The following is a 17,131-nucleotide window of genomic DNA, read 5'->3' as shown; positions in this document are numbered from 1 at the left end:
CGCGGAGGTGGTGATGTCGTCTGACAGTGAGCGTATCGCGATTGTCATTCCGCTCTTCAATGACTGGGACTGTCTCGGACGGCTGCTGGCTGACATCGGCGGGCTTCCGGTGGAAGGTCGAACGTTCAGCATATTCGTCGTCGACGATTGCTCCATGGTTCCGGCGCCCGAGATAATGGGACATCTCCCCCCATCGGTGGAGCAGCTGGAATGTATCCGGCTGCGGAGCAATGTTGGGCATCAGCGCTCTGCGGCCATTGGGCTGTCGATTGTGGCGGAGCGTACGGGCTACGATGCGGTGATCGTCATGGATGCCGATGGGGAGGATAGGCCCAGTGACATTCCGAACCTTCTCGCCGCCCACGCCGCGAATCCCCTTTCGCTGATCGTCGCGCAGCGTCAGAAGAGGTCTGAGCCTGCAGGCTTCAAGGTCATGTACCAGTTGTTCAAGGCGCTGTTCCGCATACTGACGGGGAGGACCATCGACTTCGGAAATTTCTGCCTGATCCCTTTCTGTCACCTCGATCGCCTGATCTTCATGCGCGAACTCTGGAGCCACCTCGGTGCAACGCTTCTCAAGTCGCGCCTGCCGCTGGTAAGGGTGCCCACGGCTCGGGGCACGCGCTACAAGGGGAAGTCATCGATGAGCTTGCCGTCACTGATCATTCATGGCTTCAGCGCAATTGCTGTTTTCATGGACGCCGTGTTCGTCAGGCTCATCATGCTATGCATCGCCCTTATGACGCTCGCCGCCGCAGGGGGTATTGCGGCCGCAACGATCCGTGTTCTCACCAGCATCGCAATTCCGGGGTGGGCCACCAACGTGGTCGGGGTCTCTGCCATCATCGCATTCCAGGCTCTCACGCTGCTGACCATCGCCGCCATCATGATGCTCGCGAGCAATTCGTCGGTCCCTTCCGTGCCCGGCCGTGATGGACGGCTTTTGGTTGGGTCCTGCCGCCTGCTGGCGTCGCACCGGCCGAGCAGCGCATGAGCTACATCGGCAACGAACTCGCAAGCTTTGCGCTTGCCACCACGTGGCGCAGTTATTGGAGCAAGGCCGTGCGACCCTATCTGGGGAGGACGGTCCTCGAAGTCGGGGCAGGGATTGGCTCGGCGACATGGAGTCTGAAGGGAGAGCATCAGGAACGCTGGATCGCCCTGGAACCTGACTCAGGACTCGCCGGGCAGTTGCAGCAGGATGCGCGCAGGCGGAACGTGTCGAACCTCGAGGTGGTTTGTGGAACGCTCGACGATCTCCCAGAACACGAAAGGTTCGATTCCACTCTTTACATCGACGTCATCGAACATATCAGGGACGACTCTGCCGAGATCGAGAAAGCCGCGAAACGCCTGAAACCGGGCGGCTTCCTGATCGTGCTGGTCCCGGCGCATCAGTTTCTCTTCTCGGAATTCGACGCCGCAATAGGGCATTACCGCCGCTATGACCGGGCGGCACTTCGAAACCTCCGGCCCAAGTCCTGCGAAGAGGTGTTTGTGCGCTACCTGGACAGTGTGGGACTTCTTGCGTCATTGGGCAACCGAATGCTGCTCCATTCGGGCGCGCCGTCTTCGGCGCAGATCCGCTTCTGGGACCGGAACATGGTTCCGGTGTCGCGTGTGCTCGATCCGCTGCTGGGCCATGCCGTTGGGAAGTCCCTTCTGGCAGTCTGGAGGCGTACTGCCCCGGAGGGCTCGCAGGAGCAGGGGAAAGGACTTCACGCACCTCCCCCAAAAGTGATCGGGGCTTGATTGGCCTGCGTGAGAGGTGAGGCCTATAACAGGGCTCTCACAGGAGACGTCACAGATGTTGATCAAGCGCAATCGGGGCTGGGAAATTCCGGAGGCGCGCGTCACGCCGGAGCATGTGTTCTTCAGTCGCCGCCGGCTGATGGCGGCCGGCGCCGGGGCCATGGCGCTTGCGGCGGTCAAGCCCGCCCGGGCGGAGACGGATCCTTCGGCCGCACTCTACCCCGCCAAGCCGAACCCAGCCTTCGGCGATGCGGGGCGGCCGGTGACCGCCGAGGCCGACAACGCCAACTTCAACAACTACTATGAGTTCGGCACCTCGAAGCAGATCGCCGATGCGGCCAGGGCGCTGCCCGTCCGGCCGTGGACCATCACCATCGACGGCGAGGTGGAGAAGCCCGCCACCATCGCCATCGATGATCTCTTCCGGCAGGTGACCTTCGAGGAGCGCATCTACCGCCACCGCTGCGTCGAGGCGTGGTCCATGGTGGTGCCGTGGACCGGCTTTCCGCTGTCACGTTTGGTGGAGATCGCCAGGCCCACATCGAACGCCAGGTACCTGCGCTTCGAGACATTCAACAAGCCCGAGGTGGCGGTGGGACAGAAGGATGGCCTCTTCACGTCCTTCCCCTGGCCCTATGTCGAGGGTGTCACCATGGCGGAGGCGATGAACGAGCTGCCGCTGATGGTCACCGGCGCCTATGGCAAGCCGCTGCCCAACTCGATGGGCGCGCCGCTGCGCCTGCACCTGCCGTGGAAATATGGCTTCAAGTCGATCAAGGGCATCGTGAAGGTGAGCTTCGTTGCCGAACGTCCGGTGAGCTTCTGGGAGCAGCTGGGGCCGGAGGAATATGGCTTCTGGGCCAACGTCAACCCGGAGGTGGCGCATCCGCGCTGGAGCCAGGCCTCGGAAGAGGTGCTGGGCACCGGCGAACGCATCCCGACCGTGCTGTTCAACGGCTATGGCGCGCAGGTGGCAGGCCTCTACAAGGGCCTCGAGTCCGAAAAGCTCTACATGTAAAGAAAAAGGCCAGTCCAGCGACCGGCCTTTGAAGTTACCCGTTCCCCCTCGTCGCCGAGGGATTGGTCCCGTCCGCCCGATCAGGGGTGAGAGGGCGAAGACCCATCGGCCGCTTCGCAAGGGGAGACAGTGAAGCGGCGAATTCCGCGCCGGAATGCGCGGCAAGGAGAAGTGTGACTTTCGCGCGTGCATTCGGCAAGCAATGCGTGTTCATGGGAGCCATGTGGCGGGGGAATGCACAATCCACCCTTCATCATCGCCGGGCGTGGCCCGGCGACCTTTTTCACCGGCCGCAAAAGGATGCCCGGGACGAGCCCGGGCATGATGAGAGTCGATAGCCGTAGCGGCGGACTAGAAGCTCCACTCCTTGGCCTTCGCCACCAGGAAGTCGCGGAACACCGTCACGCGCTTCGTATCCTTCAGTTCCTCAGGATAGACGAAGTAGGTGTCGAACTCCGGCGTCTCCACCGGCACGTCGATCTGCACCAGCCCTGAATCCTCAGGCACGATGTAGTCGGCGAGCGACGCGATGCCCATGCCGGCCTGCACGGCGCGGCGCAGCCCATAGGCGTTGTTGACGCGCAGCGCCACCGGCCTCGGCTCACCTTCCGGGCGGCCCACATATTCGAGCCAGTTCACCGGCGTCAGGTAGTTGGGCGCCTGGCCGAAGGTGAGGATCTTGTGCTTGTCGAGTTCCTCGAGCGACTTCGGGATGCCGTGTTTCTTGAGGTAATCGGCCGAGGCATAGAGATGGTGGTGCACGGTGAAGAGCTTGCGCTGGATCAGGTCCGGCTGCGTCGGCCTTCTCAGCCGCACCGCCACGTCGGCCTCGCGCATGGACAGATCGAGTTCGCGGTCATCGAGCAGCAGGGTGATGGCGATCTCCGGATAGATCTCGGAGAATTCCTTCAGGCGCGGCGTCAGCCACACGCTGCCCAGCCCCACCGTGGTGGTGATGCGCAACTCGCCCGAGGGCTTTTCCTTCGAGTCCATCAGACGGGTCTGCGCGGCGGTGAGCTTGGTGAACACCTCATGCGCCGTGCGATAGAGCATCTCGCCCTGCTCGGTGAGGATCAGCCCGCGCGCATGGCGGTGGAAGAGCGGCACGTTCAGCGCATCTTCCAGCGCCGAGATCTGGCGGCTCACGGCGGACTGCGACAGGCCCAGCTCATGACCGGCATGGGTGAAGCTGCCGGCATCCGCCACCGCGTGGAAGATCCTCAGCTTGTCCCAGTCCATCACCGAGTTACTCAGCGGCATGGCGCAGCTCCTTCTGGGTGTGGAGCCAGCGTTCGGCCTCGAGTGCGGCCATGCAGCCCATGCCGGCCGCCGTCACCGCCTGGCGGTAGACGTCGTCCGTCACGTCGCCCGCGGCATAGACGCCCTCGATCGCCGTCTGCGTCGAGCGCGGTTCGGTGACGAGATAGCCGCCCTGCTTGAAGGGCAGCTGGCCCTCGAACAGCTCGGTCGCGGGCTTGTGGCCGATGGCGATGAAGATGCCGTCGACCGCCACGTCCTGCGTTTCGCCGGTCTTGACGTTCCGGAGCCGGGCATGGGTGACGCCACGCGGATTGTCCGTGCCCAGAACATCGGCCAGTGCCGTGTCCCACATCACCTTGATCTTCGGGTGCTCGAACAGGCGGTTCTGCAGGATGCGCTCAGCCTTGAACGCGTCGCGGCGGTGCACGACGATCACCTCCGAGGCGAAGTTGGTGAGGAACAGGGCTTCCTCCACCGCGGTGTTGCCGCCACCCACCACGATCACCCGCTTGTTGCGATAGAAGAATCCGTCACAGGTCGCGCAGGCCGAAACGCCGAAGCCGCGGAAGGCCTGCTCCGACGGCAGGTCGAGCCACTTGGCCTGCGCACCGGTGCAGATGATCAGCGCATCGCAGGTATATTCATCGCCGGAGTCGCCCTTGAGCCAGATCGGCTTGTCCTTCAGCCGCACCTCGGTGATGGTGTCGGAGACGATCTCGGTGCCCACGTGTTCCGCCTGGGCGCGCATCTGCTCCATCAGCCACGGGCCCTGGATGACGTCGGCAAAGCCCGGATAGTTCTCGACGTCGGTCGTGATGGTGAGCTGGCCCCCCGGCTGGATGCCTTGCACGAGAATCGGCTTCAGCATTGCGCGGGCGGCATAGATGGCGGCGGTATAACCGGCAGGTCCCGATCCGAGGATCAGCACCCGGGCGTGGCGGGCGGACATGGTTTGCTCCAGTTGCTATGAAAAAACAGCATAGCTTAATTGGGCGCAACGGCAAGGGTACTACAAGCTGTTGTGAACAGAGGTTCTGCCCGAATTTTACTTCATGAGTTACAAGCGGAATTTGCGTGTCTCTTCCGGAGGTTGCGGGCCGCAGCTGTGCTGCTCTGCACAATCCGCAATGCGGCGCTGCACCATCGGAGCAATGCAGAAATGGGCGAGGTAGGCGCGCGGCATCATCCACTCGCCGCATGGCTGCGGAGTTGCTAGAGCGGAGATATGGAACTCGATGCCACCGACTGGAAGATCCTGCGCGAATTGCAGCGTCATGGACGGCTGACCAATGTCGAGCTGGCGAGCCGCGTCGGCCTGTCGCCGCCGCCCTGCCTGCGGCGGGTGCAGGCGCTGGAAAGGGCAGGGGTGATTGCCGGCTACCGGGCACTGCTCGATGCCGCGGCCCTGGGCTTCGAGGTGACGCTTTTCGTCTTCGTCGGCCTCCGGAGCCAGGCGGAGGCCGAGCTGCGCGCCTTCACCGAGCGCGTGGCGCAGTGGCCGCTGGTGCGCGAGGCCTATGCGATCTCGGGAGAGGCCGACTTCCTGCTCAAATGCGTGGCGCGCGACCTGCCGTCGTTGCAAGACTACATCATTCGTGAATTGACCTCCGCGCCCAACGTGGAGAACGTCAAGACCACGCTCATGCTTCGCGTGGCGAAATACCAGCCTGGAGTTCCCATCCCGTGACCGAGACGGCCCTGAAGCGCGACCATTCCGGCTGGTTCAGCATCTTTTCCTCGACCCTCACCGCCGTCGTGGTGGGCTTCGCGTCCACCATCCTCGTCATCATGGAGGCGGCGCGCAACGTCGGCGCCTCGCCTTCGCAGCAGGCCTCCTGGGCGGCGGCGCTGTGCTTCGGGATGGCGGCGACCTCGTTCATTCTCTCATGGCGCTACAGGATGCCGATGATCACCGCCTGGTCGACGCCGGGCGCGGTGCTGATCGCCACCAGCGGGACAGGGATCACCTATTCCAACGCATTGGGCGCCTTCCTCGTCGCGGGCCTGCTGATGGTGGTCGCCGGCCTCATCAAGCCGCTGGAAAAGGCCATCGAGAAGATTCCCGCACCCGTCGCTGCCGCCATGCTGGCGGGCGTGCTGCTGCGCTATACGCTGGGCGTTCCCGGTGCCGCCATGGCCATGCCCTGGGCGGTGCTGCCGCTGGTCATCGTGTTCTTCGGCCTGCGCCTGTCCTATCCGCTCTATGCCGTGCCGGTGGTCGTGGTGCTCGGCGTGGTGCTCGCGGCTTTCGGCGGCGGTCTGACGGGCGATTGCTGCAGCTTCGGCATCACGGCGCTTGAATGGACGACGCCGAGCTTCGACTGGCAGACGATCCTCTCCATCGGCGTGCCGCTGTTCCTTGTCACCATGGCGTCGCAGAACCTGCCGGGCTTTGCGGTGCTGCGCGCGTCGGGTTACCAGCCTCCGGTGCAGCCTGCGCTGCTCGTCACCGGCATCGGCTCCACGCTGATGGCGCCCTTCGGCAGCCACGCCATCAACATGGCGGCGATCACGGCATCGATCGTCACCGGCCCCGACTGCCACCCGGACCCGAAGAAGCGCTGGCTCGTCGCCTATCCCTATCTCGTGCTCTACGGACTGATCGGGCTCATGGCCGCCAGCTTCGTCCATGTGCTGGGGGCCCTGCCGAAGGACCTGATCACGGCGATTGCGGGCCTTGCCCTGTTCTCGCCGCTGATGGGCGGCGTCACGGCCATGATGAAGGAGCCACGCGACATCGAGAGCGCGCTCGTCACCTTCCTCGTCACGGCGAGCGGCCTCACCATCATGGGTGTGGGTTCCGCCTTCTGGGGCCTCGTTGCGGGGCTCGTGCTGTTTGGGGCGCGTCACCTGATCCAGCGGAACTGAGCCGGAGGTCCCACGTTCCTGCCCATCACACAGGAGATGTCCCATGGGCAGCAAGAACCACGAGCTCGAAACCAAGTTCTGGATGGCGCTCAAGTCCGACATGACGATGATGCTCGGCCTCGTCGGCGTCGAGGAAAGCCACACGCGGCCCATGACGGCGCAGCTGCGGGGCTCGGAAGGGCCGATCTTCTTCTTCACCGCGCGCGACACCTCGCTGGTGCAGAACCTGCGCGCCGACAGCCGGGCCATCGGCACCTTCGCGGCGAAGGATCATGAGATCTTCGCCTCGGTGCACGGGAGACTGAGCCTCAGCAACGATCCGGAGATCATCGACGAGTTGTGGAACCCCTATGTCGAGGCGTGGTTCGAGGGCGGCAAGGATGACCCGGAGCTGGCGCTCATCCGCTTCGATGCCGACCGCGCGGAGATCTGGGAGAACGAGGGCGGCCTCTTCGCCGGCCTCAAGATGCTGTTCGGGCATGATCCGAAGCAGGATGCGCGGGAGCATGTGGCCAAGGTGGACCTGCGCTGATCCGCAGGCGGCTTGCGCGCGTTTGAGGAGCATGCGACAGCTGTTCCTCACCCTTTGCGCCCTTGTCTTCGCGAGCACCGCCGCCATGGCCGAGACCACCGCCTATGACTTCACCCTCACCGGCATCGACGGCAAGCCGATGCCGCTCGCCCAGTTCAGGGGCCACCCGATGCTGATCGTCAACACGGCATCGGAATGCGGCTACACCCCGCAATACGAGGACCTGGAGAAGCTCTGGCTGGCCTACAAGGACAAGGGTCTCGTGATCATCGGCGTGCCGTCCAACGATTTCGGCGGCCAGGAGCCGGGAACGTCAGAGGAGATCGCCACGTTCTGCAAGGTGAATTACGGCGTCACCTTCCCGCTCGCCGACAAGACGGTGGTGAAGGGTGACAAGGCCGATCCCTTCTACAAGTGGGCGGGCGAGAAGGCCGGCGCTCTGGGCCGGCCCAAGTGGAACTTCCACAAATACCTGATCGGGGCGGATGGCCGCTTCATCGACTGGTTCTCGACGCCCACCAAGCCCATGGGGCCGAAGATCACCGCTGCGGTCGACAAGGCGCTGGCGGCGAAGTAGGGCGTCTCACCTCTCGTGAACTCATCATGCCCGGGCTCGTCCCGGGCATTATTTTGCGCGCACCAAAGAAGATCGCCGGGACGAGCCCGGCGATGATGAATGGCAGAGCGATGTGGTCAGCGCCTCAGCGCCAGGCCACCTTGGCAATCTCGTAGGACTTGCCGCCGCCGGGCGTGTTGACCTCGACCGAGTCGCCCTTCTTCTTGCCGATGATGGCGCGCGCGATGGGGGAGGAGACGGAGATCTTGCCCTTCTTCACGTCGGCCTCAAATTCGCCGACGATCTGGTAGGCCGTCTTCTCGTCGGTCTCCTCGTCGATCAGCGTCACCTTGGCGCCGAACATCACGGTGTCGCCCGACAGCTTCGAGATGTCGATGATCTCGGCGCGCGACAGCTTGTCCTCCAGCTCCGCGACGCGGGCCTCGGTCCAGCCCTGCTGCTCCTTGGCGGCATGGTATTCGGCATTTTCGGAGAGATCGCCGTGCGAACGGGCTTCCTCGATGGCCTTGATGATGCGCGGGCGCTCCACGGTCTTGAGGTGCTTCACCTCATCCATCATGGCGGAGTGGCCTTCGGCGGTCATTGGCACTTTGTCCATCGGTCTCGTCCAATCTATTCCAGTTTCTTCATCCCCCGGGCTGGCCCGGAGGCGTAATTCCATCCGTGTCTGGGAAAAACGACACCCGGCGATACGGAGTGAACCGTATCCTGCCGGGCGAAGCAGAAACATGGCCCAACTCGGCCCGGATTTCAAGGGGAGCGGGAGTGTGCCGCTTAAGTCACTGATTTTACAGGCCGTTACCCCAGCGAAAGCGGGGGCCCAGCTTTGGCTGCCGTAAAGGAAGCTGGGCGCCAGCTTTCGCTGGCAAGCCGGCGGGGAGGGTGATTAATCTCCCGCCATGCGCAAATTCCTCACAGCCGTTGCGGTTCTGGTTGCTGCCGTCGTTGTCCTCTTCGCCGCCGCCTTCCTCATCCTCGGACCGGAGCGGCTGTGGGCCCGGTTCGGCCCGGCCGACCTGGGCGAGGTCGACTTCGCCACGCTCACCCGCCGCGACACGCCGAATGATGCTCTGGCCTGTTCAGCCGAATTCTGCGCCGCGAAAGCCGACATCCCCGCTGTGGTGATCGCCAGGCCCTTCGGTGATGTGTTCCTCGCGGTGCAGGACGCGGTGGTGCATGAGCCGGGCCTCGAACAGGTCGATGCCAACGCGGAGCAGGGCACCCTGCGCTTCGTCCAGCGGAGCCGGGTGATGGGTTTCCCCGACACCATCAACGTCAAGGTCGTGCCCACGGCCAATGGCGGTTCAGCCGTGCTGCTCTATTCCCGCTCGCAGCTCGGCAAGTCCGACATGGGCGTGAACCTCGCACGGGTGAAGAGGTGGGCGGACTTGATCGTGACGGAGGCGCGTAAGAGCGGGCCCTAAGGTCCTGAAGACCCCCACCCACTCCCATCATGGCCGGGCTTGACCCGGCCATCCTTTGGGTTGCTGCAAAAAAGATGGCCGGGACGAGCCCGGCCATGATGACGTGTTGAGAACGCGGGGAGAGCCGCCTCAGAAATAATCCTGCAGCGGCTTCACGTCCAGGCGGCCCTCGCGCTGGGCGGCGATGGCCTTGGTGACGGCGAGGATGCCTGGCAGCGTGGTGTAGTAGGGCACCTTCTGCATCAGCGCCGTCTGGCGGATGGGCTTGGAGTCCGACTGCGAGGCGCGTGTCTCGGTGGTGTTCAGCACCAGCTGGATGTCGCCGTTCTTGATGGCGTCCACCACATGCGGGCGGCCTTCCAGCACCTTGTTGATCTTGGTGGAAGGAACACCCTTGTCCTCGAAGTAGCGCTGCGTGCCGCCCGTGGCGACGAGCTTGAAGCCCATCTCGACGAGCTTCTTCATGGCGGGGAGGATCTTCGGCTTGTCGGCATCCTTGACCGAGATGAACACCGTGCCCGCCTGCGGCATCCTCATGCCGGCACCGAGCTGGCTCTTGGCAAAGGCCATGTCGTAGCTCATGTCGAGGCCCATGACTTCGCCGGTCGAGCGCATCTCGGGGCCGAGCAGCACGTCGACGCCGGGGAAGCGGTTGAAGGGGAAGACGGCTTCCTTCACGGCGACGTGGTTGAGCTTCTTCTGCTTCAGCCTGAAGCTGGCGAGCGACTCGCCAGCCATCACGCGCGCCGCGATCTTGGCGACGGGAAGGCCGATCACCTTGGCGACGAAGGGCACGGTGCGGGACGCACGCGGGTTCACTTCGAGGACATAGATGTCATCGTCCTTGATGGCGAACTGCACGTTCATCAGGCCCACGACGTTCAAGGCCAGCGCCATCACCTTGGCCTGGCGCTCGAGCTCGGCGATCACCGCGGGCTTCAGCGAATAGGGCGGCAGCGAGCAGGCCGAGTCGCCCGAATGGATGCCCGCCTCCTCGATGTGCTCCATCACGCCGGCGATGAACACGTCCTTGCCGTCGCAGATCGCGTCGACGTCGACCTCGATGGCGTTGGAGAGATAGCTGTCGATCAGCACCGGCGAGTCGCCCGAAACGACCACGGCCTCGGTGATGTAGCGTTCGAGCTGCGCATCGTCCTTGACGATCTCCATGGCGCGGCCGCCCAGCACATAGGACGGGCGGATCACCACGGGGAAGCCGATCTTCTTGGCGATCTTCTTGGCCTCTGCACCTGAATGCGCGATGCCGTTTTCCGGCTGGCGCAGCTTCAGCTTCTTGAGGAGCTTCGAGAAGCGGTCACGGTCCTCCGCGAGGTCGATCGCATCGGGCGTGGTGCCGAGGATGGGAACGCCCGCCTTTTCCAGCGCGTCCGCCAGCTTCAGCGGCGTCTGGCCGCCGAACTGGACGATGACGCCCTTCAGCGTGCCGTTCTGCTGCTCCTTGTGGATGATCTCCTGCACGTCTTCGGCCGTCAGCGGCTCGAAATAGAGGCGGTCGGAGGTGTCATAGTCGGTCGACACGGTCTCGGGGTTGCAGTTGACCATGATCGATTCATAGCCCGCGTCATGCAGCGCAAAGCAGGCATGGCAGCAGCAGTAGTCGAACTCGATCCCTTGCCCGATGCGGTTCGGCCCGCCGCCGAGGATGATCACCTTTTGGCGGTCGGAGGGCTTGGCCTCGTCCTCGGCATCGTAGGTCGAATACATGTAGGCGGTGGGCGAGGCGAATTCCGCCGCACAGGTGTCGATGCGCTTGAACACGGGGCGGACGCCGATCTTGTGGCGATGCGCGCGCACCTTGTCCTCGGAGAGCTTCACAAGCTCGCCCAGGCGCTTGTCGGAGAAGCCCATGGCCTTGAGCTTCTTCATGTTGACGGCGTCCTTCGGCAGGCCGCGTTCCCGGATCTTTTCCTCCGTCTGCACGATCTCTTCGATCTGGCGCAGGAACCACGGCTCGTATTTGCACGACGCGAAGATCTGCTCGACGGTGGCGCCCATGCGGAAGGCCTGGGCGATCTTCAGCAGGCGGTCGGGCGTGGGGGTGCCCAGTGCCGCGCGAATGGCGTTCTTGTCGTCGCCTTCGCCGGCCCCGGGGATCTCGACCTCGTTGAAGCCGGTGAGGCCCGTCTCGAGGCCGCGCAGCGCCTTCTGCATCGACTCCTGGAAGGAGCGGCCGATGGCCATCACCTCGCCCACCGACTTCATGGCAGTGGTCAGCGTGGGGGAAGAGCCCGGGAACTTCTCGAAGGCGAAACGCGGGATCTTGGTGACGACGTAGTCGATGGTCGGCTCGAAGGCCGCAGGCGTGGCCCCGCCGGTGATGTCGTTGGCCAGTTCGTCCAGCGTGTAGCCCACCGCCAGCTTGGCCGCGACCTTGGCGATGGGGAAGCCGGTGGCCTTGGAGGCGAGTGCGGAGGAGCGCGACACGCGCGGGTTCATCTCGATGACGACGAGGCGGCCATCGGCGGGGTTGACGCCGAACTGCACGTTGGAGCCGCCGGTCTCGATGCCGATCTCGCGCAGCACCGCGATCGAGGCGTTGCGCATGATCTGGTATTCCTTGTCGGTCAGCGTCAGCGCCGGGGCGACGGTGATCGAGTCACCCGTATGCACGCCCATCGGGTCGACGTTCTCGATCGAGCAGATGATGATGCAGTTGTCCGCGTGATCGCGGACCACTTCCATCTCATATTCCTTCCAGCCCAGGACCGACTCCTCGATGAGGACTTCCGCCGTGGGAGAGGCGTCGAGGCCCTTTTCCACGATGTCGAAGAATTCCTCCCGGTTGTAGGCGATGCCGCCGCCCGTTCCGCCCAGCGTGAAGGACGGGCGGATGATGCAGGGAAGCCCCACCTCCAGCATGGCCTCGAAGGCCTCGACCATGGCGCGGTTGCGGTAGTTCCTCTGGCGCTCGGGCTCTTCCGCCGCCCACTTCTTCTCGAAACCCTCGATGTCGCCGCCCTCCTTCTGAAGACGGGCGATCTCGGCAGCGTAGAAGTCCTTGTCGGCGTCCTTGGCGGCGGAGGCATTGGCCAGCCGCGACTTCGGCGTGTCGAGGCCGATCTTCTTCATCGCCTCGCGGAACAGCTCGCGGTCTTCCGCCTTGTCGATGGCATCGGCCTTGGCGCCGATCAGCTCGACGTTGAACTTCTCGAGCACGCCCATCCTGTTGAGCGACAGGGCGGTGTTGAGCGCCGTCTGGCCGCCCATGGTGGGCAGCAGCGCGTCAGGCCGCTCCTTCTCGATGATGCGGGCGACGACTTCGGGCGTGATCGGCTCGATGTAGGTGGCATCCGCCAGGTCCGGGTCCGTCATGATGGTGGCCGGATTGGAGTTCACCAGGATGATGCGGTAGCCCTCGGCCTTCAGGGCCTTGCAGGCCTGGGTGCCGGAATAGTCGAACTCGCAAGCCTGGCCGATAATGATCGGTCCAGCCCCGATGATGAGGATGGATTTGATGTCGTCGCGTTTTGGCATGTGAGGGAAACCCGAATTTTGGGTTTCCTACACACAAGGGGGAGGGATTCCAAGCCCAATCGGGGACGCCTGTGGACGGGGCGAGGTTTCCCACCCGAATGCCGTCATCCCGGCGAAAGCCGGGACCCCGCTTTCCGCGCGACTGCCGCCCGAAGCGGGGCCCCGGCTTTCGCCGGGGTGACGGAACGTAGGGGCGAGTGGTGTCCGGACGCGAGCCGTTCTAAAGCGCCGCGTTGCTCACCTGCAGGTCGCTGCGCACGGTGAAGCACTTCACCTGCCGGAAGGTCGGGCAGTCGCCATCGCAGACCTTGTCCGAATCGATCAGGCGGGCCGAATTCGACCGCTCGCGCTGGAACAGCATGGCCTTGTCATAGCCCTCCGACTGGCAGAAGGCGTCGGCCGCCGGCTTGCCGCAGGCGCCGTCGGAGAGGCAGGCGGCGATGCGCTGCCCGTCCAGCTGCGGTGCGAAATAATTGCGCACTTCGGCCGCATGGGCCGGTGCCGCGACGGTCAGCAGGATCAGCGAGGCGAACAGCAGGCGCATGGATTTGCTCCTCGAGGGTCAGATGGCGATGCAGCGGGCGCGGCTGCAGGGCTCGACCGAGATCTGCCCCACCGGCGGCCAGGCCGCGTTCTTGGTGACGATGGTGACGTTGGCAGGGCTCGCTGCCGGCATGACGGCGGGGTGCACGCCGCGGCTCGATCCGGCGAAGGCTCCCGCCGAGAGGAACATCACGCTCAGGACAATCGATGTGGTCAGCGTCTTCATTGCCTTGCTCCATGGAGGAGAAACGTCAGTGGGCGGAATTTGGTTTCGGGAAAATGGTGGCCCCAGGCGCGAAGCCCGGGGCCGCCAAGTTGTGGGCTGCCGTTTGCAGGGGATGGGGGGAAGTGGCGGCCCAGGGAAATCGTCAGCTTCGAAGTTGCGTGCAGTCCTCGTTCAGGCATTCCTGCACGGTGAGCGGGCCCACCAGCGGAAAGGCCTGGTTCTTCTCGATCACCGTTTCGTTGCGCGATGCGGGTTCGATCGAGGTGGCTTCCTTGGGCGACACCGAAGCGAGCGCGCTTGCGGCGGTGGCCAGGGCGATCAGCATGTAAAGGGTGGTGCGCTTCATTGTCGTGGTTCCCGTCGGTCTTGATGGTCCCTTTGTAGGCCACGGCCGGGGTTGGGACTGTAACGCGCGTCACACCCGTTAAGTTTTCGGAAACTTTGTTGGCGGCGAGAAAAAAACCCCGGCGCAGTTGGCGGCCGGGGTTCAGGTACAGGCAGTGTTTGCAGGGGATGGGGGGGAAGTACTGCCTGGGGATGGGAAACATGTTGGGAGCTGAATGTGATTATTCAATGCCGCTGGCGGCGGCCGCGCATGAATTATCCGTTAGGAACGTCCGAGCAGTCGTCGAGGCGGCATTCGGTGACGACGAGTGGGCCCAGCACCGGGAAGGGGCTGTTCTTTTCGATCACGGTCTGGTTGGTGAGGGGGGCCGACTGCGCTGCAGCGGGCGCATTCTGCATCGCGGCGGCGCCGGCGACGGTGCCCATGGCGGCGATCAGGATGATGGCGTAGCGGATCATTGTCTTCCCCTCTCGATCTCTTTCGATGATCCTGATCTAGGGGGCGATCCGTCCAACCGTAGGACGATCCTGTAACCAGTTTGTGGTAGGTTGTGTTCAGTTTGGGGCAATTGCGGCGGCTGCCACAATTGAAAAGGGCCGCTCTCCCGGGGGGATGCGGCCCTCTAACCGGCGAACCGGAAAGGCTTTTTACTGCGGGCGCGGGCCGCGGGCCGGACCTTCGACCTTCTTCGGCATCGGCAGCAGGCCCTCGCGCTGCAGCTTCTTGCGCTGCAGCTTGCGCGCCCGGCGCACGGCTTCCGCCTTTTCGCGGGCCTTCTTCTCGGAGGGCTTCTCATAGTGGCCGCGCAGCTTCATCTCGCGGAAAATACCCTCGCGCTGCATCTTCTTCTTGAGCGCCTTGAGGGCCTGATCGACGTTGTTGTCACGGACTACGACTTGCAAGTGCTACCTCTGCAAACAGGTTGGATTGGTGATCGAGGCGCCTTTCGAGCCTCAGCGTGGGCGGCGGGTTAGCATAGAGTCTTGAGGCTGTCGAGGGGTCACCCTGTTGAAATGACCCATTTTGCGACCCGGCCGCGCTTCCCGCTTGCCATAGAGATGGAGGTGGACGCGGGGCTCGGCGGCCAGTTCCCGCCAGCGGCCGGCCTCGTCCCCCAGCAGGTTGGTCATCACCACGTCGGCATAGCGCTCCGGGCTTCCCAGCGGCCAGCCGCAGACCGCCCGGATGTGCTGCTCGAACTGCGAGACGGCGCAGGCGTCCATCGTCCAGTGCCCGGAATTATGCACGCGGGGCGCGATTTCATTGACGATTACATCATCCCCCGCCACGAACATCTCGATGCCGATCACCCCCACATAGTCCAGCGCCGCGATGATCCTGCTGCCGAAATCCATGGCGGCGCGGGCGACGGCGGGGGAAATCCGGGCGGGAACCGTCGAGGTCTTGAGGATGTGGTTCTCGTGGTGGTTCTCAGGCACGTCATAGACCTGCACCTCGCCGGACCAGCTGCGGGCAGCGATGACCGAGATTTCCTTCTCGAACTGCACGAAACCTTCGAGAATCGCCGGCTGGCGGCCGATCTCGGCGAAGGCGGTGCCTGGGTCCGTGCCGTCGTGGATCTTGGTCTGGCCCTTGCCGTCATAGCCGAAGCGCCTCGTCTTCAGCACGGCGGGCCGGCCGATGCGGGCGATGGCGGCTTCCAGCGAAGCGAGGTCGCACACCTCGGCGAAGGGCGCCACGGGAATGCCGAGCCCGGCGATGAAGCTCTTTTCCGCAATCCGGTCCTGCGCCGTCTTCAGCGCCGCCACGCCCGGGGCCACGGGAACACGGCTGTCGAGGAAGCCCGCCGTGTCACCCGGCACGTTCTCGAACTCATAGGTGACGACATCGACCTCTCTGGCGAAGGCCTCCAGCGCCGCGAAGTCGTCATAACCCGCCACCGTCCTCGCGGCGGAGACGGCGAAGGCCGGGCTGTCGGCTTCCGGCGCATAGACATGGCAGTCGATGCCGAGCCGCCCCGCCGCCAGCGCCAGCATGCGGGCGAGCTGCCCGCCGCCGAGGATGCCGACGGTGGAGCCGGGGGGCAGGGGGGCGGAAATCTTCTTCATGCCTCGTCCTTCGGGCGCTCGGCCACGGCGGCGGTCTGCTCGGCGCGGAAGGCGTCGAGGCGCCGGGCCAGCGCCGGATCGCCGAGCGACAGCACGCTCGCCGCCAGGAGCGCGGCATTCACCGCCCCGGCCTTGCCGATGGCAAGCGTCCCCACCGGAATGCCCGCCGGCATCTGCACGATGGAGAGGAGCGAGTCCTGGCCCGACAGCGCCCGGGATTCGACCGGCACGCCGAAGACGGGAAGCGAGGTCATGGCGGCCGCCATCCCCGGCAGGTGTGCTGCGCCACCGGCCCCGGCGATGATCACCTGGACGCCCGCGGCACGCGCGGAGGTGGCGAAGTCATAGAGCCGCTTGGGCGTGCGGTGGGCCGAGACGATGCGGTCGTCATGGGCGATGCCCAGCCGGTCGAGGGTTTCGGCGGCGTGTTTCATGGTGGCCCAGTCGGACTGGCTGCCCATGATGATGGCGACGGGGGGCGTGGTCATGGGGCCGTCCTCAGGCGATGATGTCGGGGATGAGCATGTTCTCGATGGTCTGGATCTTGTCCTTGATGTCCAGCTTCATCTTCTTGAGGCGGCGCAGCTGCAGCTGGTCGCCCGTTCCGGTCTCGGCAAGGGACGTGATGGCGGTGTCGAGGTCGCGGTGCTGCTGGATCAATGATTGCAGCTGCGCGCGAAGCTGCACCTCCTGTATCACGTCCAGCTTCGGCATTCCGTCCCCGACAGTTCACGAATTTGTTTTCCGGCTTTCTTCACTAATGCCCTTTGCGAGGGTTCGACAAGCCCCCAACTCTGTGCAAAGATGTTCTCAATCCATAGCCAAACAATGGAGGATCGCATGAGTCTTCAAGCGCATCTTGGCGAACTGCACGCGAAGCATAAGGCCCTGGAGGCCGAACTCGCGGACGCCATCAACCACCCGGCCTCGTCTGACGCCGAAATCGCCGAACTCAAGCGCAAGAAACTCAAGATCAAGGACGAAATCTCCCGCCTCGAGCACCAGCACGCCGCCTGAGGGC

At 64.3% G+C, this 17,131-nt stretch carries 21 protein-coding genes; 9 read left to right on the top strand and 12 right to left on the bottom strand.

Features of this window, described 5'->3' with window-relative positions; translation table 11 throughout:
• Positions 1-13: 13 nt before the first annotated feature.
• From DK847_RS00660 to msrP, 3 genes are read left to right on the top strand one after another with little or no spacing between them, the layout of a single operon-like run.
• Positions 14-994 carry a glycosyltransferase gene (locus DK847_RS00660; RefSeq protein WP_111195695.1) on the top strand — a complete coding sequence of 327 codons (981 nt, stop codon included), beginning with the start codon at positions 14-16 and terminating at the stop codon, positions 992-994.
• Positions 991-1,752 (top strand): class I SAM-dependent methyltransferase, encoded by a 762-nt coding sequence (locus tag DK847_RS00655; RefSeq protein WP_111195694.1) that lies wholly within the window; start codon positions 991-993, stop codon positions 1,750-1,752. The genes DK847_RS00660 and DK847_RS00655 overlap by 4 nt, the downstream gene beginning before the upstream one ends.
• Before the next feature lie 55 nt (positions 1,753-1,807).
• A complete protein-coding gene (msrP, locus tag DK847_RS00650; protein WP_111195693.1) occupies positions 1,808-2,770 on the top strand; it encodes a protein-methionine-sulfoxide reductase catalytic subunit MsrP in 963 nt (320 codons plus the stop codon).
• A gap of 351 nt (positions 2,771-3,121) precedes the next feature.
• On the opposite strand, the gene DK847_RS00645 is transcribed toward msrP, so the two are convergent.
• Complete coding sequence (locus DK847_RS00645) at positions 3,122-4,030, bottom strand: LysR family transcriptional regulator (protein WP_245414488.1); 909 nt, start codon at positions 4,028-4,030, stop codon at positions 3,122-3,124.
• Positions 4,017-4,979 carry a thioredoxin-disulfide reductase gene (trxB, locus tag DK847_RS00640; protein WP_111195691.1) on the bottom strand — a complete coding sequence of 321 codons (963 nt, stop codon included), beginning with the start codon at positions 4,977-4,979 and terminating at the stop codon, positions 4,017-4,019. Before trxB ends, DK847_RS00645 begins: the two co-directional genes overlap by 14 nt.
• Positions 4,980-5,255: 276 nt before the next feature.
• Between trxB and DK847_RS00635 the strand changes: the two genes are divergently transcribed.
• Genes DK847_RS00635 through DK847_RS00620 form a run of 4 tightly spaced genes read left to right on the top strand, consistent with a single transcriptional unit; the run spans position 5,256 to position 8,007 of the window.
• On the top strand, positions 5,256-5,717 hold the full coding sequence (locus DK847_RS00635) for an Lrp/AsnC family transcriptional regulator (protein ID WP_111195690.1): 462 nt from the start codon (positions 5,256-5,258) through the stop codon (positions 5,715-5,717).
• Positions 5,714-6,898, top strand: coding sequence for a benzoate/H(+) symporter BenE family transporter (locus DK847_RS00630; RefSeq protein ID WP_245414487.1), 1,185 nt, complete (start codon positions 5,714-5,716; stop codon positions 6,896-6,898). Before DK847_RS00635 ends, DK847_RS00630 begins: the two co-directional genes overlap by 4 nt.
• 43 nt (positions 6,899-6,941) lie before the next feature.
• Positions 6,942-7,430 carry a pyridoxamine 5'-phosphate oxidase family protein gene (locus DK847_RS00625; RefSeq protein ID WP_111195689.1) on the top strand — a complete coding sequence of 163 codons (489 nt, stop codon included), beginning with the start codon at positions 6,942-6,944 and terminating at the stop codon, positions 7,428-7,430.
• A gap of 31 nt (positions 7,431-7,461) precedes the next feature.
• Entirely contained in the window at positions 7,462-8,007 is a 546-nt protein-coding gene (locus tag DK847_RS00620; RefSeq protein WP_111195688.1) for a glutathione peroxidase, read from the top strand.
• Positions 8,008-8,131: 124 nt separating this feature from the next.
• On the opposite strand, the gene greA is transcribed toward DK847_RS00620, so the two are convergent.
• Complete coding sequence (greA, locus tag DK847_RS00615) at positions 8,132-8,605, bottom strand: transcription elongation factor GreA (RefSeq protein WP_111195687.1); 474 nt, start codon at positions 8,603-8,605, stop codon at positions 8,132-8,134.
• Between the two features lie 301 nt (positions 8,606-8,906).
• Between greA and DK847_RS00610 the strand changes: the two genes are divergently transcribed.
• Positions 8,907-9,431, top strand: a complete 525-nt coding sequence (locus DK847_RS00610) for a DUF1499 domain-containing protein (RefSeq protein WP_111195686.1) — start codon at positions 8,907-8,909, stop codon at positions 9,429-9,431.
• A 129-nt stretch (positions 9,432-9,560) separates the two neighbouring features.
• Here DK847_RS00610 and carB read toward each other — a convergent pair whose 3' ends face one another.
• The 9 genes from carB to DK847_RS00565 all read right to left on the bottom strand — a co-directional run bounded on the left by carB (position 9,561) and on the right by DK847_RS00565 (position 16,824).
• Positions 9,561-12,926: a carbamoyl-phosphate synthase large subunit gene (gene carB / locus DK847_RS00605; protein ID WP_111195685.1), complete on the bottom strand. Its 3,366-nt coding sequence runs from the start codon at positions 12,924-12,926 to the stop codon at positions 9,561-9,563.
• Between the two features lie 220 nt (positions 12,927-13,146).
• A complete protein-coding gene (locus DK847_RS00600) occupies positions 13,147-13,470 on the bottom strand; it encodes a hypothetical protein (RefSeq protein WP_111195684.1) in 324 nt (107 codons plus the stop codon).
• An 18-nt stretch (positions 13,471-13,488) separates the two neighbouring features.
• Entirely contained in the window at positions 13,489-13,695 is a 207-nt protein-coding gene (locus tag DK847_RS00595) for a hypothetical protein (RefSeq protein ID WP_111195683.1), read from the bottom strand.
• A 142-nt stretch (positions 13,696-13,837) separates the two neighbouring features.
• Positions 13,838-14,041: a hypothetical protein gene (locus DK847_RS00590; protein ID WP_111195682.1), complete on the bottom strand. Its 204-nt coding sequence runs from the start codon at positions 14,039-14,041 to the stop codon at positions 13,838-13,840.
• A 254-nt stretch (positions 14,042-14,295) separates the two neighbouring features.
• On the bottom strand, positions 14,296-14,499 hold the full coding sequence (locus tag DK847_RS00585) for a hypothetical protein (protein ID WP_111195681.1): 204 nt from the start codon (positions 14,497-14,499) through the stop codon (positions 14,296-14,298).
• Between the two features lie 189 nt (positions 14,500-14,688).
• Complete coding sequence (gene rpsU / locus DK847_RS00580) at positions 14,689-14,943, bottom strand: 30S ribosomal protein S21 (protein ID WP_111195680.1); 255 nt, start codon at positions 14,941-14,943, stop codon at positions 14,689-14,691.
• A 51-nt stretch (positions 14,944-14,994) separates the two neighbouring features.
• Positions 14,995-16,110 carry a 5-(carboxyamino)imidazole ribonucleotide synthase gene (locus tag DK847_RS00575; protein ID WP_193548165.1) on the bottom strand — a complete coding sequence of 372 codons (1,116 nt, stop codon included), beginning with the start codon at positions 16,108-16,110 and terminating at the stop codon, positions 14,995-14,997.
• Positions 16,107-16,598 (bottom strand): 5-(carboxyamino)imidazole ribonucleotide mutase, encoded by a 492-nt coding sequence (gene purE / locus DK847_RS00570; protein ID WP_111195679.1) that lies wholly within the window; start codon positions 16,596-16,598, stop codon positions 16,107-16,109. The genes DK847_RS00575 and purE overlap by 4 nt, the downstream gene beginning before the upstream one ends.
• Positions 16,599-16,608: 10 nt before the next feature.
• The gene (locus tag DK847_RS00565) at positions 16,609-16,824 is read right to left on the bottom strand and encodes a YdcH family protein (protein WP_111195678.1); all 216 of its coding nucleotides are present in this window, start codon (positions 16,822-16,824) and stop codon (positions 16,609-16,611) included.
• A 126-nt stretch (positions 16,825-16,950) separates the two neighbouring features.
• On the opposite strand from DK847_RS00565, the gene DK847_RS00560 reads away from it, so the two are divergent.
• Entirely contained in the window at positions 16,951-17,127 is a 177-nt protein-coding gene (locus DK847_RS00560) for a YdcH family protein (RefSeq protein WP_111196289.1), read from the top strand.
• The last annotated feature ends 4 nt before the right edge of the window (positions 17,128-17,131 follow it).

Source organism: Aestuariivirga litoralis, assembly GCF_003234965.1.
In the GTDB taxonomy this organism is placed as follows: domain Bacteria; phylum Pseudomonadota; class Alphaproteobacteria; order Rhizobiales; family Aestuariivirgaceae; genus Aestuariivirga; species Aestuariivirga litoralis.
Note: the sequence above shows the minus strand (reverse complement) of the source record. Positions and strands in the feature narration are given on the sequence as shown.